17 protein-coding genes and 4 pseudogenes are annotated in these 22131 nt (G+C 53.9%); 11 read left to right on the plus strand and 10 right to left on the minus strand.

What is annotated here, in order from left to right; genetic code table 11:
- Positions 1-1501: 1501 nt before the first annotated feature.
- The 5 genes and pseudogenes from MNO13_RS24495 to MNO13_RS09270 all read left to right on the plus strand — a co-directional run.
- A pseudogene (locus MNO13_RS24495) lies at positions 1502-4090 on the plus strand (hemagglutinin repeat-containing protein); the annotation flags it as partial.
- A 725-nt stretch (positions 4091-4815) separates the two neighbouring features.
- Positions 4816-5259 (plus strand): hypothetical protein, encoded by a 444-nt coding sequence (locus MNO13_RS09255; RefSeq protein WP_241939849.1) that lies wholly within the window; start codon positions 4816-4818, stop codon positions 5257-5259.
- 357 nt (positions 5260-5616) lie between these two features.
- Positions 5617-6234 (plus strand): polymorphic toxin type 33 domain-containing protein, encoded by a 618-nt coding sequence (locus tag MNO13_RS09260; protein WP_241939850.1) that lies wholly within the window; start codon positions 5617-5619, stop codon positions 6232-6234.
- A 9-nt stretch (positions 6235-6243) separates the two neighbouring features.
- A complete protein-coding gene (locus MNO13_RS09265) occupies positions 6244-6648 on the plus strand; it encodes a DUF4279 domain-containing protein (RefSeq protein ID WP_232887497.1) in 405 nt (134 codons plus the stop codon).
- A 16-nt stretch (positions 6649-6664) separates the two neighbouring features.
- The gene (locus MNO13_RS09270; RefSeq protein ID WP_241939851.1) at positions 6665-7357 is read left to right on the plus strand and encodes a polymorphic toxin type 28 domain-containing protein; all 693 of its coding nucleotides are present in this window, start codon (positions 6665-6667) and stop codon (positions 7355-7357) included.
- Positions 7358-7365: 8 nt separating this feature from the next.
- Here the strand turns inward: MNO13_RS09270 and MNO13_RS09275 are convergent.
- Positions 7366-8528, minus strand: a protein-coding gene (locus tag MNO13_RS09275; RefSeq protein ID WP_100247231.1) for an IS3 family transposase whose coding sequence is annotated in 2 segments (ribosomal slippage) — positions 7366-8267 and positions 8267-8528 — 1164 coding nt in all. Because the reading frame shifts where the segments join, the coding sequence is not laid out codon by codon here.
- Between the two features lie 77 nt (positions 8529-8605).
- Here MNO13_RS09275 and MNO13_RS09280 point away from each other — a divergent pair.
- A complete protein-coding gene (locus MNO13_RS09280) occupies positions 8606-8779 on the plus strand; it encodes a hypothetical protein (RefSeq protein WP_241939852.1) in 174 nt (57 codons plus the stop codon).
- On the opposite strand, the gene MNO13_RS09285 is transcribed toward MNO13_RS09280, so the two are convergent.
- From MNO13_RS09285 to MNO13_RS09325, 9 genes and pseudogenes are all read right to left on the minus strand, one after another.
- Entirely contained in the window at positions 8776-9810 is a 1035-nt protein-coding gene (locus MNO13_RS09285; protein ID WP_064549354.1) for an IS110 family RNA-guided transposase, read from the minus strand. The genes MNO13_RS09280 and MNO13_RS09285 overlap by 4 nt on opposite strands.
- A gap of 456 nt (positions 9811-10266) precedes the next feature.
- Positions 10267-10743: pseudogene (locus MNO13_RS09290) on the minus strand (IS6 family transposase); the annotation flags it as partial.
- Positions 10740-10859: pseudogene (locus tag MNO13_RS09295) on the minus strand (HNH endonuclease family protein); the annotation flags it as partial. The pseudogenes MNO13_RS09295 and MNO13_RS09290, both read right to left, overlap by 4 nt.
- A 27-nt stretch (positions 10860-10886) precedes the next feature.
- On the minus strand, positions 10887-12200 hold the full coding sequence (locus MNO13_RS09300; RefSeq protein WP_241939853.1) for an amidase: 1314 nt from the start codon (positions 12198-12200) through the stop codon (positions 10887-10889).
- Positions 12201-12256: 56 nt separating this feature from the next.
- Positions 12257-13567: a histidinol dehydrogenase gene (hisD, locus tag MNO13_RS09305; RefSeq protein WP_241939854.1), complete on the minus strand. Its 1311-nt coding sequence runs from the start codon at positions 13565-13567 to the stop codon at positions 12257-12259.
- A complete protein-coding gene (locus tag MNO13_RS09310; RefSeq protein WP_241939855.1) occupies positions 13567-14709 on the minus strand; it encodes a nuclear transport factor 2 family protein in 1143 nt (380 codons plus the stop codon). Before MNO13_RS09310 ends, hisD (MNO13_RS09305) begins: the two co-directional genes overlap by 1 nt.
- 125 nt (positions 14710-14834) lie before the next feature.
- Positions 14835-15809 (minus strand): nuclear transport factor 2 family protein, encoded by a 975-nt coding sequence (locus MNO13_RS09315; protein WP_241939856.1) that lies wholly within the window; start codon positions 15807-15809, stop codon positions 14835-14837.
- Positions 15806-16660, minus strand: coding sequence for a substrate-binding domain-containing protein (locus MNO13_RS09320; RefSeq protein WP_241940057.1), 855 nt, complete (start codon positions 16658-16660; stop codon positions 15806-15808). Before MNO13_RS09320 ends, MNO13_RS09315 begins: the two co-directional genes overlap by 4 nt.
- A gap of 111 nt (positions 16661-16771) precedes the next feature.
- Positions 16772-16876 (minus strand): annotated as a pseudogene (locus MNO13_RS09325) (LacI family transcriptional regulator); the annotation flags it as partial.
- A gap of 326 nt (positions 16877-17202) precedes the next feature.
- Here MNO13_RS09325 and MNO13_RS09330 point away from each other — a divergent pair.
- The 5 genes from MNO13_RS09330 (at position 17203) to MNO13_RS09350 (ending at position 22120) form a co-directional block, all read left to right on the plus strand.
- Complete coding sequence (locus MNO13_RS09330) at positions 17203-18441, plus strand: MFS transporter (RefSeq protein WP_241939857.1); 1239 nt, start codon at positions 17203-17205, stop codon at positions 18439-18441.
- Positions 18442-18514: 73 nt separating this feature from the next.
- Positions 18515-19837 carry a histidinol dehydrogenase gene (hisD, locus tag MNO13_RS09335; protein WP_241939858.1) on the plus strand — a complete coding sequence of 441 codons (1323 nt, stop codon included), beginning with the start codon at positions 18515-18517 and terminating at the stop codon, positions 19835-19837.
- Between the two features lie 2 nt (positions 19838-19839).
- Positions 19840-20604, plus strand: a complete 765-nt coding sequence (locus MNO13_RS09340; protein ID WP_241939859.1) for an SDR family NAD(P)-dependent oxidoreductase — start codon at positions 19840-19842, stop codon at positions 20602-20604.
- A complete protein-coding gene (locus MNO13_RS09345) occupies positions 20601-21338 on the plus strand; it encodes an alpha/beta fold hydrolase (RefSeq protein ID WP_241939860.1) in 738 nt (245 codons plus the stop codon). Before MNO13_RS09340 ends, MNO13_RS09345 begins: the two co-directional genes overlap by 4 nt.
- Positions 21329-22120: an HpcH/HpaI aldolase family protein gene (locus tag MNO13_RS09350; RefSeq protein WP_241939861.1), complete on the plus strand. Its 792-nt coding sequence runs from the start codon at positions 21329-21331 to the stop codon at positions 22118-22120. Before MNO13_RS09345 ends, MNO13_RS09350 begins: the two co-directional genes overlap by 10 nt.
- Positions 22121-22131: the final 11 nt, after the last annotated feature.

The following is a 22131-nucleotide window of genomic DNA, read 5'->3' on the forward strand; positions in this document are numbered from 1 at the left end:
ACAGGTCAAAGAGAGTGACCCGGCGAAACTGCTGGCGGGGGGCAACCTGACGATTAACGGTAACACGGTCTATAACGAAAACAGTGAGATTGTGGCCGGTAAGACCCTGACGGTTAATGCGGACAATGTGGACAACCACCAGACGGAAGGTCAGCGTATTATCACCGACGACGGAACGCTGAAGCATTATTATCGCAAGCATCATAAAGGGGGAGACTCGCCGGGGATCGATACCTCTGACTACAGGCCACCGGACACCATTCAGACCATAGCGCTCAACCCGGGGCGGATGGACGGTAACAGTCGCTTTAGTGGCAGTGGTGAAACGATTGACGCTCAGGGCAACCGCACGACAGATGTCAGCACGGGGGGCGCTGGAAATACCAGTACCCATGTGAACGGCAGCGATAAAACACCGGTGCAGATACCGCCCGGCACGCAGTTTGATGTGGCACCGGAAAGCGGTGAGAAGGACAGCGTGATCCGCACCGTGACACCGGATACCCGGTTGCCGGACAACAGCCTGTTTACTGTCATGACGGACAATAACAGCCGCTATCTTGTCCAGACGGACCCGCGCTTTACCAATAATAAGAAGTGGCTTGCCAGCGACTATATGCAGGAGCAGCTCGGCCTTGACCAGACCATGAAGCGCCTGGGTGACGGTTACTACGAGCAGAGACTGGTACGAGAGCAGATTATTGCGATGTCTGGCAGGCGTTATCTTGACGGGTACAGCAGCGACGAAGAAGAGTATAAGGCGCTGATGGACAACGGCGTGGCGTTTGCAAAACAGTACCACCTGCGCCCGGGTGTGGCGCTGAGTGCAGAGCAGATGGCGAAGCTCACCAGACCGCTGGTCTGGCTGGTCAATAGCACGATTACCCTGGCGGACGGGTCGCAACAGACGGTACGGGTTCCTCAGGTATACGCTCAGGTGAAAGCCGGGGATCTGAATAGTAGCGGTGCGCTGATGTCCGGCGGTAATGTTGCAATGAACCTGACGGGCAACCTTGCCAACAGTGGGGTGATTGGCGGACACAAAGCCACAAGCATCACCGCAGAAAATATCCTGAATAATGCCGGCAGTATTCAGGGAGCGGATGTCAGCCTGACGGCCCGCAACGACATCACCAGCATCGGCGGTAGCCTGCAGGGGCTGGATTCCCTGGTGGCGAACGCCGGACGCGATATAAATATCACCACAACTACCCGTAGTGCGGGCAGCCAGAACGTTACCAGTCAGTTCAGCCGGACCACACTCGATAAAGTCGCCAGCGTGTCGGTGGTCAATGACGGTGGCACCCTGGTGCTCAACGCCGGGCGTGACGCGAACCTTACAGCGGCGCAGGTAGTGAATTCGGGCCACGACAGCAAGACGCTGCTGGCCGTCGGGCGCGATGTGAACCTGAACACCGTGACCACGGCAAGCCAGGATGATGTGGCATGGAACAAGGACAACACCCTGCATCAGGCACAGCGTAACGAGGTCGGTTCAGACATCGCCGCAGGCGGTGGCGTGTCGGTCGCCGCCGGGCAGGACATTCATGTCCGGGCTGGCAACATCAACGCGAATGACGCTCTGAATCTGGCGGCAGGTCGCGACATCAGCGTTGTCAGCGGAGAGAACCACAGCGAGCTGGACGAGCGCCACAAGGAAACGGGCAGCAGCGGGATGTTCTCAAAAACCACCACTACTACCCGCGACACCTGGAACAACAACAGCGCGCAGGCAAGCCAGCTTGGCGGTAACACCATCTCCCTGGGGGCGGGGCATGACCTGCTGATTAAAGGCAGCGGTGTGGCGGGGACGCAGGATGTTTCGCTGCGTGGCGGGCATGATGTGACCCTCACGGCGGCAGAGGACAGCCATCAGGAACTTCACCTGATACAGCAGAAAAAATCCGGTCTGTCCGGTACCGGTGGCATCGGTATCAGCTACGGCACCCGTGACCTGAAAACCACCGATACCACCACCACGCATAACAGCGCGGGCAGCACGGTCGGCAGCGTCGGCGGCAATGTGAAAATCGTGGCGGGCAATGGCCTGACGGTGAAAGGGTCGGACGTGATTGCCGGGGGGAATATGGCCCTGCAGGGCAAACATGTCGACATTCTAGCCGCCGACAACGACAGCAGCCAGACTCATAAAGTGGAGCAGAAAACCAGTGGCCTGACGCTGGCGCTGAGCGGTACGGTCGGCAGTGCGATAAACCAGGCTGTCACCACCGTCAGCGATGCGCGTAAAGAAGACAGTGGCCGGCTCGCGGCTCTGGATGGTGTGAAAGCGGCACTGAGCGGTGTGCAGGCGTATCAGGGAAACCAGCTGGCGCAGGCACAGGGTGACCCGGGCAGCATGATTGGCGTCAATCTGTCTTACGGCAGTCAGAAGTCCACGTCGACCCGGACACAGACCAACCACGACAGCCAGGGCAGCACCGTTCAGGCGGGAAAAAACCTCAGCATTCACGCCACCGGCAGCGACATCACCGTGCAGGGGGCGCAGATTAAAGCTGGCAATGACATCACGCTTGAGGCTGCGCGCGATGTGAACCTGCTTTCGGCTGAAAACACCCGCCAGCTTGACGGCAAAAACGAGAGTCAGGGGGGCTCGGTGGGTGTGGGCATTAACTTCGGCAGCGGCAGTAACGGGATTTCAGTCAATGCCAGCGTCAACAAAGGCAAAGGCAGCGAAAAAGGCAACGGCACCACACACACCGAAACCACCCTTGATGCGGGTAACCGCCTGAACATCACCAGCGGGCGCGACACCACCCTTACCGGGGCGCAGGCTAACGGCGATAAAGTGACGCTGGATGTGGGGCGCAACCTGACGCTTTCCAGCGAGCAGGACAGCGACAATTACGATTCGAAGCAACAGAATGCCAGCGCCGGCGGCAGCGTCAGCATGGGCGGTGGCAGCGCGTCGGTGAGTCTCAGCCAGGACAAAATGCACAGCACCTGGGATGCGGTGAAAGAGCAGAGCGGTATCTTCGCGGGTCACGGCGGTTTTGATATTACCGTCGGCAAACATACGCAGTTAAACGGTGCGGTGATAGGGTCAACGGCGGATGCCAGCAAGAACAAGCTCGATACCGGTACGCTGGGCTTCAGCGATATCGAGAACAAAGCGGATTACAAGGTCGAGCACCAGAGCGTCGGCATCAGCACTGGCGGCGCTATCGGCAAAGACTTTGCAGGTAACATGGCAAACAACCTGTTGGTCGGTGCGAACTCAGAAGGGCATGCCAGCTCGACAACGAAAGCGGCGGTATCGGAAGGGACTATCGTTGTTCGTGATACCGCCAGTCAGAAACAGGACGTCAGCACGTTAAGCCGTGATGTGGAAAACGCCAATCCGGGGTTGGACGTTATCTTCGATAAAGAGAAGGAACAGAACCGCCTGAAAGAAGCGCAGTTGACAGGTGAAATAGGTAATCAGGCAATGGATATTGCCAGAACCGAAGGGGCTATCGCGGCGACCAAAGCGGCAAACGAGAAGATGAAGACCGTGCGCCCGGAGGACCAGTCAAAAGCTGAAGCACAGTGGCGCAAGGCCAATCCGGGCAAGGAACCGAAAACGGAGGACATCAGCAAGCAGGTTTACCAGAACTTCTACAATCAGGCGTTTAATGACTCCGGGTTCGGTACGGGCGGCAAGGTTCAGCAAGGGATGCAAGCCGCTACTGCCGCCATACAGGGCTTGGCGGGTGGAAACATGGCAGCCGCGATAGCCGGTGGTGCAGCCCCCTATATAGCGAATGTAATTGCGCAAAGCACCGATGATCTAGCGGCACGGACATTGGCTCATGCTGCGGTGAATGCGGCTATCGCAGCGGCACAGGGGAATAATGCGTTGGCCGGTGCCGCTGGAGCTGCGACGGGTGAACTTGCGGCCGGTATTATCAAAGACCAGTTGTACGGCAAAGACACGCCAATCAGTGAGCTGAGTGAAGAGCAGAAGCAAACCATCAGCGCACTGGCAACGTTAGCCGGTGGTCTGGCTGGCGGGTTGACGGGTGATAGTTCAGCAGATGCGTTAGCAGGGGGACAAGCGGCGAAGACGACTGTTGAGAATAATGCGCTGAGCGTGCCGGACAACAAAGCGCGTGCTCAGGAAATGACTCAGTGCCAGGGCAGTGCTGCCTGTGAAAATACCGTTATTGATAAGTACAAGAAAATCAATGCTGAACAGCATGAAAGCGTGGTGGGATGCAAAGGCGCTCAGGACTGTGTTAACAAAGCCAATGAGGTGGGCCAGTTACAGGCTGATTATGCCCGTCGTACCAGTGAGTTGCTTGAAAAGGCTCGTTCTGATGGTGGTTTAAGCCCGGCAGAACAGAACGAATTGTCTATTCTTCAGGTGACATCTATCCAGCTTGAAGCAGACAGAAATGCGGCAATCCACAATGCGTTGATGTCTGGTGACTCGTCTGAAGCGAAACAGCTTGCGATTAACTCGTTAGCGCAGGTGGCTGGGACAAGTGCGGCGGGGATAGCTGCCGGGATTGGAAAGGCTGGCTCAGGAAAAGGTAATATTCAGCAAGATTCGATGCTGGGTCAGAATGGTGTTCAAACTGCCAGTAAGACTATATGGAAAGGTACAGGAAAAGAACGAATAGATGTTGAAAACCCTAATCCAGGTCAAAGACCAGGACAGTTACATTATCAGGATAATAAGGGAAATAAATACCTTTACGATCCCCAAACAAATTCATTCCCTGATGCGCCTAAATCAGTAAATAACTTATTGAATGACAGCTCATTTAAGAAAGCTATCGATAAAGGTATGACGCAATATCTAGGAGAGAAAAAATGAAGTGTAATTCACTGATGATGAAGGAAATTATCAATGCAGACTGGAAGGGCCTCTCTCTTCCTGAAGAACTTCAACTATGGGTGGATTGTGGTTTTATAAGAGTTGATGGATGTGTCTTTTTGGCTGGTCTATTCAAGGGTAACCTTGGGATAAATAATCATTTTGATAAAACAGGAATTGAGTGTTTCGTGAATTCCTTCCATGTCGATGATTACGTTTCAGAAAGGTATCTAGACTATTCTTGTTTATTTTGTAATGAAATACTAAGTCAATGGGAACGTAATAATGATAATAAGGCTGAATATCTAAATGTCATTATTTCTCTTGATGATTTTGGAGCTGTTATTAAAGTTCATATGAAACGCGAAGGTGAAAATTGGTTAAATAGTAATCTTGATAAATATGAAGATGCTATTCTGGAAACGAGTACACCACTTTGAATTGTAAAAAAAACCAACCCTTGAGGTGCAGGCTGACGGTGCTGCTGTAATAAGTGGTCATTTTATTGGCACGCTTTGCATGCCTGATACTACTACGGTTGTTATAGTTGCTCTTTAACAATGTCAGGAAAATGGATAGCGGGGTGCAAAAGTGCGCGTCGGGGCTTGTGCGTCCGTCCATCAAAATGCACTGGCGGAAATGGCCTGCAATTTACTGATAGCACTGGGAAAGTTAGTGTTCTCTGGCTGAGTTCACAAAGGATAAAGTTGTTGTTGAGAATAACTCTTTGAGTCTTGTAGCCAGAGGGTGCGCGATGGCGGCAGGCGGCACCGTGCAGGACGAAAGTTGCGGAGCAATTGCTGGAAATCGGTGCAAAAGCGGGGATAGTGGGCCTTGCCGGAGCCGCGATCAAGGAGGTTGCGGATAAGATGACCTCTGACGAACTGGATCATCTTGTTACCCTGGAAATGATGGGTAACGACGAGGTTACTGGAAAGTATCTCAACTCGCTTCAGGATAAATATGCTCCTGCTCATACCGGCGGTGACCAGATAGCTGAGTCAGGCCCAACCAACACGGGCGGAAACCAACTACCAGACCAGAGCGTAAATCATACAGGTAACAATAATGGTCAGACTGACTCGGGACCAGGTAATACAGGTGCTAACCAAACTGTAGACACATTACCAAACAACACGGGTAATACCGAAGCTGTACCTGAGCTACCTAACCATATGGTAAGTGATGGACATGATAATGGGGCGGAAAAACCATCTAATATAAAAGTCGCTGATGATAAATTCCTCAAAAATAACGGTGTGGATGCTCATCAAATCAAGAAGGATTTCCTCGGTGCTAAAGCGGAAATAAAGCTTTATGACATTTATGTTGATAAAGATAATGGGCAGTTGTGGATTTTCAGGAAAGGTGGGAAAGGTGAAGGTATCCCGACTGGCGAATTTATTAATAAGTAGGGCAGTTACATGGATAAAACAACAGTAAAGGCAGAATTTTCCATTTGCGGGGATGTCTTTGATCCCAATGAGATAACTGCTTTACTGCAGATAGAGCCTATGGAGGTTCATCTCAAAGGTATCATCAGCGGAACGAGAAAAAGACCGAGTACAGAGACGAGCTGGTCAATCTGTACAGAGAAAGAAGAGTCCTATGATGTAGATGAGCAAACAAGAAAATTGTTGTCTTCGTTAAGATATAAAACTGAAATTTTGGAAGAAATAAAAGAGAAATATGGTGTTACGTTCATTTTTTCTCTTTTAATAGAAATAGAGAATGGGGAAAAACCATCCATCTATTGGTCAGCAGAAACGAATCAGTTTTTGGGTAGTATTGGGGCTGAAAGTTCTATTGATTTATATATTTACAGTTAAACACCCTATGGTTTAGTTGTATAAGATCCCGGCCAACAGGCCGGGATCTCTGGTTCTACGCGGCTTTGTTGTTGAGAATAACTCGCTGAGCGTGGTTGTTCAGGGTGGAAAACTGGCAGTACAGGGTTGTACCAAAGTAGCGGCGTGCCGGAATGCCCTGGTTGAAAAAGGGTTGGGTGCTCTGTTGGGTATTGGTGCAGCGGAAACAGCCCTGGATAATTTATCCTCTTCAGATCAGCAGTATGTCTTTGCTGTGGCAATGAATGGTGGGCAGGCCGACCTCGTAGAGAAACTGACGCCGGAACAGCGTGCAGCTTATGATTATATTGTTGAGCAGGATAAAAAAGGGACATACTCACTATTACCGGCCCAGCAAAGTTCAACGGACAAGCCCTCATCAGGCCCGAATGTGGCGAAAGATCTGACGGATGCGGAGAAGGCTGAAGCGGGTGGAACCGGTACTGGGACGCCGCCACCGCCAGAAAATGATCCAAAAAATTCAGAAGAGAAAAAAGTCGATAAATTGAATCAGAAGCAAGAAAGTTCTGTTAGAAAAATCGATAACCTCATAAAAAATTCATTAAAAGATCATGATATTACAGGCTCTCTTAAAGACATGGACGGTAACCCTATCCCTAAGCCGGATAGTCCAGGGCAAAACTGGAATCATATGAAAGAGATGCAAGATGATCCTATCCACGTAATGTAGACACGGTCCTAAGCGAGATTCAGATTTTCAAATTGTTCCGGGCTGAGTCCGCCACAGGCACTGTGGCGACGCCACCGATTGTAATCACACTCGATATAATTAAACACCGTCGTCCGCATCATTTCCCGGCTGATAAAGCGTTCACCGTGGATACATTCGACTTTCAGTGAGTGGAAGAAGCTTTCTGCACAGGCATTATCGTAACAACAACCCTTTGCACTCATGCTACCGCGCAGGTTATGCCGCTTCAGTAGCGCCTGATAATCCGCTGAGCAGTACTGCCCACCACGGTCGGTGTGAACGATGACATTTTCCGGGCGCTTACGTCGCCACAACGCCATCTGTAGCGCATCGCAGGCCAGCTGCGCTGTCATCCGCGATGACATTGACCAGCCGATAACAGCACGTGACCACAGATCGATGACGACAGCCAGATATAGCCAGCCTTCATCAGTACGTAAGTAGGTGATGTCACCCGACCATTTCTGGTTTGGACCGCTGGCGTAAAAATCCTGCTTCAGCAGGTTCTCCGACACCGGCAGGTCATGCTCGCGGTAACTGACCGGGCTGAACTTCCGTGACGCTTTCGCCCGAAGCCCCTGACGACGCAGGCTGGCTGCCACGGTTTTCACGCTGAAGCGGTAACCCTGAGCATGCAGTTCATCGGTGAGGCGCGGTGCGCCGTAGCGCTGTTTTGCCCGGTGAAAAGCCTCGTGTACGGCGCTGTCACAACTCAGACGGAACTGCTGGCGTGAGTTTAGCCTCGCACGCCGCTGAGCCCACGCATACCAGCCGCTGCGGGCCACCCGGAGGACGCGACACATGGCTTTGATGCTGAACTCAGCCTGATGTTTTTCAATAAAGACATACTTCATTTCAGGCGCTTCGCGAAGTATGTCGCGGCCTTTTGGAGAATGGCCAGCTCCTCGTCCCGTTCCGCCAGCTGGCGTTTGAGACGAGCATTTTCAGCAGCGAGTTCATTTTCACGCTCAGAGGATGAGAGCTGTTGCTGCTGTTTACTGCGCCAGTTATAAAGTTGCGATTCATACAGGCTGAGTTCACGGGCAGCGGCAGCAACACCGATGCGTTCAGCGAGTTTCAGGGCTTCACTGCGAAATTCAGGGGAATGCTGTTTACGGGGCTTTTTGCTGGTTGATACTGTTTTTGTCATGTGAGTCATATATGGACGCCCAGTGTTATGCAAATACTGATTTGATACGGTTCGCTGTCATATATCCGGCGTCATTTATGGAAAGAGGTTTCCTGCGCCATGATGTCATCCGCACCCTGTTTCCTTATCACCTCACCGGTATGTTGCTACCAGAACTCACGCCAGGATTTTACAGGGTCGGTCTGCCGTTTTCTCATCAGTGTCTGCAAACTCAGTTAAACTATGGTGATTCCAGAAAAACGGGCAATTAGTTTGTTGCAAAAGCTTTGTTAATATTGAAATTTTCTGACCCTGTTAATAATCGCCAGATAATGCGTGTGAGCTTATTAGCCAATGCCACCGTCGCTTTCATTTTGCCTCTTCGCTCAATAAGATGTTTCATCCAGCTTCCCAGTGCATCATCGCGCTTCTGTGACCAGAACATGACTGACCGTGCTCCATGGATAATCAGCGTTCGGAGATCACGGTTTCCATTTTTAGTCATTGAGGACAGGTTGTTTTTTCCTCCCGAACTACGCTGCCTGGGTACAAGACCACACCAGGAAGAGAGTTGCCTGCCATTCGTAAACTGTTCTGCATTGACCTCACTTAGAAATGCAGCGGCAATGAGAGGTCCTACTCCCGGTATCGTCATCAGTACTTTGTATTTTGGGAGCTGTTGACATAAAGCCAAAATGTTGTGTTCCGTCGAACGGATGCGCTCATCAAGCAAATGAAGGTTTTCCAGTAACGAAAAAAGTAAACCGCGTAATACCGGGGAAATATCCAGCGCCGGATCTTCAATAAGTTCAGGCAATCGTTGTGACAGGATATGAATGCCCACAGGGAGTTCAATCCCCTGTTCAGCAGCCAGTGCCCGGGCTTGATTTGCCACCGCCGTGCGTTGTTCGACCATTAGCTGGCGGGCGCTGCGAAGTGCTTTAATATCCTGTTGCCCGACGGTTTTTATCGTCACAAAATGGATACCAGGGCGTAGCGCAGCCTCACAGATCGCCAGTGCGTCATTAGCATCATTTTTCTGATGACGGGTAAAAGCCTTAACATGTTGGGTTGGGATAAGGCGAACGAGAAGCCCGATTGACTTGAAGGTTCGTCCCCAGTAATGCGAAGTAGCGCAAGCTTCCATTGCAATCAACGTATTAGCTGGAAACTGGCGAAGGGTATCCAAAAGTTTATTTCTGGGAATTTTTCGATTGGATGCAACAGTTCCATCACTCATCCAGACACATACCTGAAAAACAGACTTAGCTAAATCGATCCCGACAACTTTTATCGAGTTCATGATGTTGTTCCTCTGCGAATAGACATTCAGCATAAGTGTGGCAGAACTTAGGCTGGGAAGGGGCGTCCATCACATCACCTCTGGTTGAGAGTTTACTCACTTAGTCTCGTGTCCACTATTCGCGGGTAGGATCAATGCAGGGCCGGGTGGATTAGGTGGTCAGGGTGGACGCGGTGGCAATATGGAGGACACGACGGATCTCCCGGAATGAGTAGTGCTTAAACATCGGAATTATTCTCCCCTTGCAGCCAGGAGATTGCGCCGGGCATTAATGGGATCGGTTGGGTGTTAAAACCCCAACGGTCCCTGTACGCAATAACAAACTCCATACCGGGAAGGTCTGCCAGCAATTAAGAAGCTGGTCGCGCAGCCGCACCGGAATGAATGCCAGCATTAGACAAAATGACACTGTTGCAAATATGAAGATGGACAAGACTCCGGCCTCATAATAAAAGCTTACATTTCAAAAGCTTTCCTCACCAGACTCATCTCGCCCAGGGGATGACCAAAGTAAAATGATTCGGCCGGACCTTTGCGCAGTGCACGCATGACTTCAATGCCCTTAATCGTGGCGTAAGCCGTTTTCATGGATTAAAATCCCAGCGTGGCATTGATTATCTGTTTCAGCTTGCCATGATCGCATTCAATCACGTTGTTCCGGTGCTTTATCTGTTGGTGCTCCACATCCGGCGGACATTTTCCTTCGTGCTTCAGCAACGCCAGTGCCCGCCCGTATGTCGGGGCTTTATCGGTATTAATCAGCCGTGGAATTTGCCCGCGCTTCGTATTATTCAGGAGTTTCCCCATAAAGCGGTATGCGGCTTTACTGTTGCGGCGTGAGGAGAGATAAAAATCAATAGTACAGCCTCTGCTGTCGACTGTGCGGTACAGATAAGCCCATTTTCCATTAACTTTGATATAAGTTTCATCCAGTTGCTGCCGTCCGCCGGGTTCTTGGTATGATCGTGGTCGATATGGTGAACCGCTAATTCGTGCAGGTTGGAATACACAAATTCGCGCGAGTAGCGTCCGCAGACCCACGGATAGATATAGCCGGAGAAATGAAAAAATCAGACTTAGTCTGGGTGAAAAACACTTTCACATGCCAGGGCTACGGCCAGTAAAAAATGCTCGTCCCGCGTCTTTGTTAACAATTCCATACCAACCGGTAAACCTCTCTCAACCTTGCCACAGGGCAATGTAATGGCGGGCAGGCCGCTGATTGCGGCCAGTTCAGGGGCACAACCCGGCGGCATTTTATCAAGGCTTATCGGCTGACTGCCGACGGTGGGATAGACAAAAGCATCAATGCGGTAATGGTCTGCCGCCTGGGTGAGTGCCTGGAATAAACCGCGCTGAAAGCGACGGCCGTTGAGCCATTGCGGTGTTTTCAGGCTGTGCGAGGTGAGCATCTGTTCCAGTAGAGTATGAAATTCGGGGAGGTACTCCCCGGAGGCAATAATCTCCCGCAGGCTGTTTGGCCCGTTTTGCTGTTGCACCAGCCAGCCATTGAACGCCACCTGAAACTCATACAGGCTGAGGCAGGGCTGCGATTTCACCTTCGCCAGAATTGGCAGGTCCACGTCAACAAGGGTCGCCCCGGCCAGCCGCAGCTGGTTCAGCGCGTGATGCCAGACGCTAAGCTGAGCCGGATCTTCGCCTTCCAGCGTGTTAATTACCCCCAGACGAAGCGAATGTAAGGAGGCGGCCTCCGGTTGCGTTGGCTGTTCGCCGTGCATAATGGCGTGCAAGAGTGCGGCATCCCGCACGGTGTGAACCATCGGGCCGACGGTGTCCTTACTCAAGGCTAACGGGGCAACGCCCTCAAGCATGTCGCGCCGGAACGCGGGTCGCAATCCGACGAGGCCGGTATAGCTACAGGGAATGCGAATCGAACCGCCGGTGTCTGTACCCAATGCACCGTCGGCCATTCCTGCCGCGACCGCAGCCGCACTGCCTCCGCTTGAGCCGCCTGCTGTTACCTGAGGCTGCAAGGGATTACGCACATCGCCGCCGAGCGAGCTGCGGGAACGGACGTCAAAAGCAAACTCAGACATATTCGCTCTGGCAAGAATAATCGCCCCGGCAGCCCGTAGACGCTGGATGACCCGAGCATCTGAAATCGCTTTTACCGATGCCAACCCTTTGCAACCGAGCGTTAACGGCCACTCGCCGCAGGCGATATTGTCTTTCACGATCAACGGCACGCCATGTAATGGCCCAATAACAGCACCGCTCCGTCGGCGCTGCTGGTAGCATTCAGCTAACGCCATTGCATCGGGATTGACGCCAATAATCGCATTTAACTTCTGATGGTCAGTGATGGTCTGAAGCCGCCGGGCTATCTCTTCGCGACAATCCAGCGGAGGGATAAGACGCATTGCACGCATAAGGTAATGTCCTGAAGAAAAAAATGGCAGGCCATTGAGCCTGCCTCTTTATTCGCTTAGTCCCGGCTGCCCGCCGTAATGGCATCGATTTCCTGCGGGCGCAGGCGGATCTCAGCTGCACGGCGGTGGCCCTGCATACCCTCGGTGCGGCTCTGGCGAATAGCCGGTTCGGCGATAGCCTGGATGCCTTGCTCATCAATCCACTGATGGGTACAGACTTTGACATACGCCCCGACCCACAGCCCGCCGGTATAGCGTGCCGCCGCCATGGTCGGCAGCGTATGGTTGGTTCCGCAGCATTTATCCGAGAAGACGACGCTGGCGTTTTGCCCGATAAACAGTGAACCATAATTGCGGATCTTCGCCGCGGTGGCGTGCGGATCGCGGGTATGAACCTGTAAATGCTCGGTTGCCATATAGTCGGCAAAGGCTATCAGCTGTTCTTCCGTATCGCAGACCACGATTTCGCCCTGACGACGCCAGGCTTCTCCCGCCGTCGCGGCAGTGGGCAGGTTGCCCAGTTGACGTTCAATTTCAGCAAGAGTACGGCTGGCAATATCCTGGCTGGTGGTCGCTAGGCCGACGCGCGTGTGGATGTCATGCTCCGCCTGGGCCAGCAGGTCGGCGGCCAGAATACGCGGGTCGGCGCTCTCATCTGCCACGGTGAAAATCTCACTCGGCCCGGCCAGCGCATCAATACCGACTTTTCCAAAGACCTGACGCTTGGCTTCGTTCACGTAGACGTTGCCGGGGCCGACGATTTTATCCACTGACGGGATGCTTTCCGTTCCCCATGCCATGGCAGCGATGGCCTGTGCGCCGCCGACTTTAAAAATACGGTGCGCCCCGGCCAGATGGCAAACGGCGATCATCGCCGGATGCGCGCCCGGCGGCAGGCAGGCAATAATCTGCTCACATCCTGCCACGGTGGCGGGCACAATCGACATCACGGGGGCGGAAAGGATAGGGTAGCGCCCACCGGGGACGTAGCAGCCGACGGTCTGGACAGGAATGATCCGGTGTCCGAGGTGGACGCCTGGCAGCGTTTCGACTTCCAGGGGTAACATGGTGGCGAACTGCGCCTTAGCAAAGCGGCGCACCTGCGAAATGGCAAACTCGCTGTCGCGACGGGTCTGCGGATCCATCCCGGCCAGCGACTGCTCAATTTCCTGCGCCGAGACTTCAAACTGCTGCGGTACTACCTTGTCAAACTGCTGAGAGTAGTCGCGCAATGCCGCATCACCTTCCTGCTTCACGCGGGCGATGATGGTGCTGACAGTATCGGTCAGGGAACGATCGGCTTTTTCGTCCTGTCCCTGCGGGAGTTTGATCCAGGTCACCTGGTTAACAATTGATTGTGCAGACATTATGCGTTCTCCATCTGACCGAGTTTGATTTGTGCCAGCAGTGCCAGGTGATCGTACACCACCCACTCATCGACAATTTTGCCGTTCACAATGTGATAATGAGACATGCCCATCACGAACAGACGTTCTCCGGTCGGTTTGCCCAGTTCGCCATAACCAAGGTGATGGCCTTCCATGATCCAGCGGATAGCCACTTTTACGCCGCCTTCATCGCAGGGATTAGAGCAGATATGCTGCGGCAGCCATGCCCCGTCCGAGATCATGCCAATCAGCGCCAGGGTCTGGTGCGTGACCGATGCCACGCCGTACAGCTCTTTCATCAACGGACCGTGGTATTGCACGTTAGGGGCATACACCTCTTTGATTTTGCCCAGCATCCGGCGGTTATAGATTTCATGCATCCAGCGCAGGCACTGCTCTTCGGTATCGGTATGGGCAATAGAAACATCGCACTCCACCTCCGGTGGGTACTGGCCCAGCATCCGGCCATTTTCACCGATATCGGTGACGCGGAAGCCTTTATCAAACTGCTCCTTCGCCATGTTAAACGCGATCTCATCGGTATTGAGGCCCAGCTGTTTCATCATCGACATGTTGTCACTCACCACCCACTCGCGATAAATCTTGTTCTCGTGGATCATGCAGTCGGCGACGGTACGGGTGACAAAGGTACGGTTAGTGGGTTGGCCGAGATGGCTGAATTGGGTATGACGGCCGGTGCCAGTCACCAGATGGGAGGTGTAGAAACCATCGACGTCATTGCCGTTCCAGATGACCTGCGTCGCCATGCCCCGACGTTCCGGGAAGGCCACCAGTCGTTTCAGCGTGTCCTGCACCACCTCTTCGCGGGTATACAGCGTTCCCAGCGCGTTATACAGCACGCAGTTATGCGTATAGTGGGTATAAATTAAACCCACGTCGCGTTCATCCCATATTTTATGGGTGCAACGCACGATATAATCGACAATATCGGTATAACACTCATCAAAGCCTCTTAATGAATGTGCGCGCGGGCGTTTCTCCGGCACCAGATCGATAAAGTCCCGGCGTTCAATCTGTAATACCGGTTCGTCACGCTGAATTTTATGGGTATTTTTCTCGGGTACTGCTGGAGCTTTATTGGTTGCTTCAGTTGAAGACATAGGACCTCCTGCATTGATGTTCAGAGTTTTTCAGACAATACGATCCCTGCATCCATAAAAATGAATGAGAGGGTAGTGCCGCAATTAATATTGCGGCGGGTAAAAAGGTTTAGGCTATTAAAATATTATTGAATGACGATTTGTGACCAAATAGCTAATTCATCTATGCCTAAATATTCGCGAATAATTAAACCATCGCGTAATTCAAGCTGGCTAATGCCGGTAATCGAAATAGGCTTGCGCGTCGGTGCCCCAAATTTCCCGTAGCCGTCATGCCAGGTTAATAATGACCAGCGCAGGGAGATACGCACCGGTTCATTGGCATCTTTACGCACAATTAAATGGTGAAGCTGGGTTTCGCTGTCGGCGAACGAGGCACGATAGCCTGCCAGCAGTGCGCTGATTTCCGCCTCTCCGGTACCCATGCAGTGGCCGGGGGCATACAGGGTGGCGGCGGGGTGATACAGCCCGGGAACCGTGCCGCTGTTACCGCCGGCCCACATCGTCAGATAGCGTTCGATGACCCCGGCGACAGGGCTGCTAACATCATCGCCTTCAGGCCCGCCCGCCCAGCGCGCATCAAGCACTTCCGCCGTAGGATCCTCTAGCCCCAGTTGCTGCCGCGCACGGCTCAGGCTCTGGGCAAATTCACGCATGTCCAGCCCTAACTGGGCCACAATCGCGGCTCTGTCCTGCAATAACCACTCCTGACGCACCGCACCATCGGCGCAGATGCGATCCGCCCAGGTGCGCACCCACACGTTCTTCCCGGTTGGCGGGCCGAAGAAGCCTTCGCCCTGATGGCGAATCGAGGCCATCGTGCGCTGCGAGGCATAATATTCGCCGCCTGGCGCGTCGGTGCAGAGAATATCTTCCGTCAGCACGCTGCGCTGGGGGAAGCTGTACATCGCTTCCAGGGTGTGGCGCATAAACTGTGACAGGTCGGTCAGCTGTTTCTCTGGCGTAATAAACACCACCGGCGAGCCGTAGAAATCGGCGAGCTGACCGATATCTTTTTGCTCCCAGACAACATGCGTTAGCGTCAGAATAAACTGCTGGATGGAGTCGAACTGGGGGCTAAAACCAGGCAATCTGCTCATTTGCTCTCCTGAGGCTGAAACAGGGATACACCCTCTTTTTCGATAATGCCGCTGCGCGGGCGGCGGGTGGAGTGGCGCACAACCAAAATGCCCGGGACCGTAATTTGCTCCGGCTCAATGGTGTCGCTCTCAATTTGCTTCATTAACAATTCTACCGCCGCGTCCACCATCTCCTGCACAGGCTGCGAAACGGACGTCAGAGCGTAAGAAGGCCAGCCCGACGGGCCGGTATCGTCATAGCCAACGATGGAAACATCCTGTGGAATTTGCAGGCCGAATTCGTAGCGGGCGACGTCCATCACCGTGAGCGCCATGTGGTCATTGGCGACAAAAATGGCGTCCGGCGCGGGCGTCTGCGAAAACAGGCTGTAGGCGGCACGCACGGTCTTACGGGTGTCGTAATCACCGTTAACCACTTTGACGTCGTCAATCCCGTGTTCCTGTAATGCTGTCAGATAGCCACGCTGGCGAGCGATGTTGACGGATGAATCCGCCACGCCGCCGACGTAGGCATAGCGCTGGTGGTCCCCGGCCACAAAAAATTCAGCGATTTGCCGCGCAGCGGCTTCGTTATTGCTGTTCACGCTGGACGCCATACCGCTGTCTTCGCTGCGGTTAAACAGCACCACCGGGATGCCCGCCGCCAGACATTCTTCCGAAAGATCCAGCGACAGCGTGACCGACGCCAGCACGATGCCGTCCACGCGATATTGCATAATCTGATCGAAAATCCTGTCCACATTGCCGTCTTTGTCGGCAACAAAAAGCAGCAGGTGGTAGTTCAGGGTGTCCAGTTTTCGCGCCAGCGCTTCGAGAACCTGCGGATAGAACGGGTTCTCGAAATAGGACACCACCACGCCGATAATGCGCGACCGGGCGGTATTAAGAGAGCGGGCAATCGCGTTGGGACGATAGCCAAGCTCCCGGGCAGCCTTAAGCACTTTTTCTCGCGTCGCCGGGGAAATGCTTGCCCCGGGCGTAAAGCTCCGTGATACCGCCGACTGCGATACCCCCGCCAGTTGCGCCACCTGCTGCGAAGTGACCGCCGCAAAACTCTTCCGCTTCATTACCCCAGTTCCTTATTTTTGACTCTCGCCGTCGCCGTTGACTTCAGGAGACGACCCCATCAGACACGCCGGGAAGAGAGGGTGTTTTTTATACTTACACCATCTTTGCATGCGTATGCAACACACAAAATTAATTTTCTCACAATGCTACTCAGGTCACTTTACAAAATTGAAACTTTTTCGTAACTTCAGTTCTTGAATACGTATTCATTGAAATATTTATGCCGTCAACGATACCGGGCAAATGGAGACAGAACCAGAGGGACAGAGCCGGTAAATGCCGTACTTGACTGGTTAAAACCATTACATTTCAGAGGTTCACAACCATGTTTCGAGCACTGTTACGCCGACCTGAAGCCCGGCTCTTTTTCGTCATCAGTATTCTGTTTTTCATCTGTATCGACAGCATTGACGCCTTTCTTGCGCCGATGCTGCTGGAGCAGGGCATCGAACCGCAGGTGATGGGCATGATCATGGGTGCCAGCGGCCTGGCGACTTTACTGATTCGCTTCCCGCTGGGGATCGTTTCTGATGTGGTCAAAAGCCGCAAAATATTCATTCAAATTAGCCTGTTATTGCCCATTTTCACTTGGCCTTTAGCCTGGCTGGATCCCAACCCGGTCACACTGGGTCTGGCCAAAGCGGCGGATGGCGTCACCGCCGCGACCTGGGTATTGTATAACATTTTGTTTATGCGCTATTTTGATCGCAGTGAAGCCCCGGCAGCCGTTGCATTACTGGCACTGGCAGGGCCGGTAGGGGTGTTTATTGGCAACTGCATCGGCGGGTTGTTAATTCATTATTTTGACAACAACATCGCCTTTTTCCTCTCCTGTATATCCGGTCTGCTGGCGCTGCTTCTGACCACGCGCATTACCGATGTACACGACGCCGTGCGGGCACCAACGTTACAGGCCTGCGTTGCGGCGGCGCGTAAACAACTCAGCGATCGTTCGGTGTGGATGATTGGTATTCTGGCGACCATTGTGATTCTGGTGCCGTTTGCCACGCGGGATACGCTCACGCCAATCTACGCAGAACAGCTTGGGGCGCGGGCAGGGATTTTGTCGTTGTTAAGTAATATTCACCTGGTCTTTTATGCGGTAGCCGTCGCGCTGTGTAGTTCGGTGTTTTATAAGCGCCTTGGGGTGGTGAAAACGGCAGTCCTCGGGATTATTTTGCAGGTGCTTTCGAGTATTGGCATTCCGTTCACCAGCAATATGTATGTCATCTACGCCTTGCAGGCGTTGGCCGGGTTCTCTTTTGGTATGGCGTTTGCCGCCTTTATGTCTTTAAGCGTGGTGAATACCACTTCCGACGAACAGTCCACCCGAATGGGGTTGTTCCAGACGATTTATTCGCTGGGCATGTTTATTGGCCCGGTGATTATGGGCGTCATGCTGCAACATATTAATATGACCTCTGGTTATATCGTTATCGCCGCGCTGTCAGTAGTCGCCGTCATTATTACACCACTGTCTGCGCGCTGGGTTTATTCCCGACAAATAAAAAACGCAGATGAGCCAGCCGCGAAAGGGCAATTAGCCGCCGCACGCGATAGGTAATTTTTATAAGTAAATAACCCATCCTGGTTTATCGGGAGGGGAGCTCTCATTCCAATTTTTCAAGGAGTACATTATGGCCTATGCCTTAAAAACCAGTAAACCTGTTCAGGAACGTCAGGAAGCCCAGCGTCAAATAAGAGAAACGGTGGAACTTATCCTGGCGGATATCGAAAATCGCGGGAATAAAGCGATTCGCGAATTATCAATTAAATTCGACAACTATGACCGACAGGATTATCGCCTTAGCGGGGCCGAAATTAATCAGTGCATACGGCAATTGAGTCGTCAGGATATTACGGATATCGAATTTGCTCAGGAGCAGGTGGTTAATTTCGCTAGCCAGCAGAAATCCTGTTTGCTGGATTTGGAAGTTGAAACCCGCCCGGGGGTGATCCTCGGCCATAAAAACATTCCGATTAATGCGGTAGGTTGCTATGTGCCGGGCGGAAAATATCCGCTACTGGCCTCGGCGCATATGTCAATCATCACCGCCAACGTTGCGGGCTGTTCGCGGATTATCAGTTGCGCGCCGCCGTTCAATGGCGCACCGGCCCCGGCCATTGTGGCGGCCCAAAAGATGGCGGGCGCAACGGAGATTTATGCGTTGGGCGGCATTCAGGCTATCGGTGCGATGGCACTGGGCACCGACACGCTGGCCCCGGTGGATATGCTGGTGGGGCCGGGCAACGCCTTCGTGGCCGAAGCCAAACGCCAGTTGTTTGGCCGCGTCGGGATCGACCTGTTTGCGGGCCCGACCGAAACGTTGGTGATTGCCGATGAAAACGTGGATGCGGAAATCTGTGCCACCGATCTGCTGGGCCAGGCGGAACATGGCGTCACCACGCCCGCTATCCTGCTGACCAACTCGGAAAAGCTCGCCAGAGAGACGATGGCAGAAATTGAACGGTTGCTGATGAAACTGCCTACCGCCGATATCGCCCGTCGCGCCTGGGAAGACTACGGGGAGGTTATCGTCTGCGAGAGTTACGAAGAGATGCTGAAAGAAGCCGATCGTATCGCCTCCGAACATGTGCAGGTGATGACCGAACGGGACGACTGGTTCCTCGCCAACATGACCAACTACGGCGCACTGTTCCTTGGTCCGCGTACCAACGTGGCCTATGGCGATAAAGTGATTGGCACCAACCATACGCTGCCGACGCAGAAAGCCGCCCGTTACACCGGCGGTCTGTGGGTCGGCAAATTCATGAAGACCTGCACCTGGCAAAAAGTACTCACCGATGAAGCGACCACGGAAATTGGCAGCTACTGTTCGCGTCTCTCCCTGCTGGAAGGCTTTGCCGGGCACGCCGAGCAGGCCAATATCCGCGTGCGCCGCTACGGCCAGACGGATGTGCCTTACGCGACGCCAGCCCCGGTGAGAGTGAAGGTGTGAGCATGACGCTACCACAAACGCCTTCATTCTCCCTGCACGGCAGGCGGGCGCTGGTCACCGGTGGCTCGAAAGGACTCGGCTTTGCCAGCGCGGTAGCCCTGGCGAACGCCGGGGCAGAGGTGTGGATGGCCGCCCGAAACCGTGATGACCTGGCCCGAGCGGTCGAGTTGGCTGCAGGCGGCGAGTTGACGCTGCACCCGCTGGCGCTGGATATCACGGCATCGAAACAGGTGACTGAAACCCTGAGCACGTTGCCGGCGATGAATATCCTGGTCAACAGCGCCGGATTAGCGCGTCACCAGCCGTTCCTCGAGGTCAGCGAAGATAATTTTGACGCGGTGATGGATCTCAACCTGCGGGCGACCTTTTTTATCAGCCAACAGGTGGCCCGGCGAATGCGTGATCAAAATATTACAGGCTCAATTATTCATATCTCATCGCAAATGGGCCACGTTGGCGGCCCGCAGCGCAGCGTCTACTGCGCGTCGAAATTCGCACTCGAAGGGCTGACGCGCACCATGGCGCTGGAACTGGGCGAGGCGGGGATCCGGGTCAATACCCTATGCCCGACCTTTATCGAAACCGAACTGTCACGCTCGTCGATGGAAGATCCGGATTTTCACCGCTACGTGATGAGCAACATTAAGCTGCCGCGCTTGGGCAAAGTGGAAGATGTGATGGGGCCGGTGGTGTTTCTCGCCTCTGACGCGGCGGCGATGATCACCGGCAGTGCGCTGATGGTGGACGGAGGCTGGACGGCGACATGACCCGACTCCCGTTGATAGATAACAGCCACACGCCGTTAGTGCTGATTGGCGGCACGTTGTGTAACGCCCGGCTATGGTGGCCGTTGGTTGAGCGCCTGAACGTGCCCGCGGTTATCTGCCTGACGTTAGCCAGCGCCGACTCGGCCCCGACATGTTCCCTGCGGCAGTTAAACGCGTTGCCGCCACGTTTTCTGCTGGTGGGGTTTTCGTTGGGCGCTATCGTCGCACTGCAAATGGCTGCCGATGCGCCCGAGCGGCTGGCAGGCCTGGCGCTGATGTCGGTCAATCCGTTGGCAGACCGGCCTGAGAACGCCGACACCCGGCGTGCGGCGGTGCAGGCAGCGCGTGAACAGGGGCATGGGGAGTGGATCTCTGGCACGCTTTGGGAGAACTACGTGGCACCGACGCATCTGCGCAACCGCACGTTGCACGACACCCTGTGCCTGATGGCCGAGGAGACGGACAGTGAAACCTTTTCCCGCCAAACGGAAATAGCCATCAGCCGTCGCGATAACCGTGCCGCGTTGCGCAGTCTTCGTTGCCCGGTGCTCATCCTTAACGGCGAACACGATCCCATTTGTACGCCGGAGCATCACCGATTGGCTGCCGAATGTGCGCCGAATACGACCTGGGTCACCCTCAATTCAGCGGGGCATTTTAGTGTCCTTGAATCGCCGGATAACGCGGCGGCCCCGCTTCGACAGTGGATTATGGAGTCCTTGAAATGCGAATAAATAACATCAAAAAGGCGGTTACGAAAAACCGCCCGGTCATTAACGGCTGGCTGGCTATTCCGTCCAGCTACAGCGCCGAAATTATGGGCCATCAGGGATACGATGCCATCACCGTGGATTTGCAACACGGCATGATTGATTTCGCCAGCGCGTTAACCATGCTGCAGGCGCTGTCCGCCACGCCTGCGGTACCGCTGGTGCGCGTCGCCGACAACACTCCGGCGCAGATCATGCGGGTGCTGGACGCCGGTGCCTATGGGGTCATCTGCCCGATGATCTCCACGCCGGAGCAGGCACGCCAATTTGTCTCCGCCTGTCGATATTCACCGGAGGGCATACGCTCGTTCGGCCCGGCACGCGGCCTGCTGTATGGCGGGGCTGACTACCCGCAGCACGCTAACCGCGAAATCCTTACCCTGGCGATGATTGAAACTCGCGAAGGGCTGGCCAACATTGATGCCATTCTGGATACCGACGGGCTGGACGGGGTTTTTATTGGGCCTAACGATCTCTCTCTGACGCTGACGGGGGCCGCTAGCGCCGAATCCACCCATCCCGACATGCTTGCGGCGATTGAATTGGTGGTCAGCCGCTGTCGTGATAAGCACAAAATCGCGGGTATTTTCTGCACCTCGGGTGCTGCCGCCGCACTGCGTATCGCCGAAGGATTTAACTTTGTGACTCCGGCTAACGACGTTATGCAATTGGGCCGCGCATCGCGCGAAGCTATCGCACTGGCCCGTGGCATCGCTATCCCCACTACCGGTGCGTCCGGTTATTAACAGGAGCTGAT

The organism is Buttiauxella ferragutiae (assembly GCF_022637515.1).
GTDB lineage: Bacteria > Pseudomonadota > Gammaproteobacteria > Enterobacterales > Enterobacteriaceae > Buttiauxella > Buttiauxella ferragutiae.

Excerpts from the sequence above, each read along its gene's own strand:
- hisD (WP_241939858.1), top strand. The coding sequence starts at position 18,515 with ATGGCCTATGCCTTAAAAACCAGTAAACCTGTTCAGGAACGTCAGGAA.
- MNO13_RS09265 (WP_232887497.1), top strand. The coding sequence starts at position 6,244 with ATGGATAAAACAACAGTAAAGGCAGAATTTTCCATTTGCGGGGATGTC.
- MNO13_RS09285 (WP_064549354.1), bottom strand. The coding sequence starts at position 9,810 with ATGAACTCGATAAAAGTTGTCGGGATCGATTTAGCTAAGTCTGTTTTT.
- MNO13_RS09255 (WP_241939849.1), top strand. The coding sequence starts at position 4,816 with ATGAAGTGTAATTCACTGATGATGAAGGAAATTATCAATGCAGACTGG.
- MNO13_RS09315 (WP_241939856.1), bottom strand. The coding sequence starts at position 15,809 with ATGAGCAGATTGCCTGGTTTTAGCCCCCAGTTCGACTCCATCCAGCAG.
- hisD (WP_241939854.1), bottom strand. The coding sequence starts at position 13,567 with ATGTCTGCACAATCAATTGTTAACCAGGTGACCTGGATCAAACTCCCG.
- MNO13_RS09300 (WP_241939853.1), bottom strand. The coding sequence starts at position 12,200 with ATGCGTGCAATGCGTCTTATCCCTCCGCTGGATTGTCGCGAAGAGATA.
- MNO13_RS09330 (WP_241939857.1), top strand. The coding sequence starts at position 17,203 with ATGTTTCGAGCACTGTTACGCCGACCTGAAGCCCGGCTCTTTTTCGTC.
- MNO13_RS09345 (WP_241939860.1), top strand. The coding sequence starts at position 20,601 with ATGACCCGACTCCCGTTGATAGATAACAGCCACACGCCGTTAGTGCTG.
- MNO13_RS09340 (WP_241939859.1), top strand. The coding sequence starts at position 19,840 with ATGACGCTACCACAAACGCCTTCATTCTCCCTGCACGGCAGGCGGGCG.
- MNO13_RS09280 (WP_241939852.1), top strand. The coding sequence starts at position 8,606 with ATGGAAAGAGGTTTCCTGCGCCATGATGTCATCCGCACCCTGTTTCCT.
- MNO13_RS09310 (WP_241939855.1), bottom strand. The coding sequence starts at position 14,709 with ATGTCTTCAACTGAAGCAACCAATAAAGCTCCAGCAGTACCCGAGAAA.
- MNO13_RS09350 (WP_241939861.1), top strand. The coding sequence starts at position 21,329 with ATGCGAATAAATAACATCAAAAAGGCGGTTACGAAAAACCGCCCGGTC.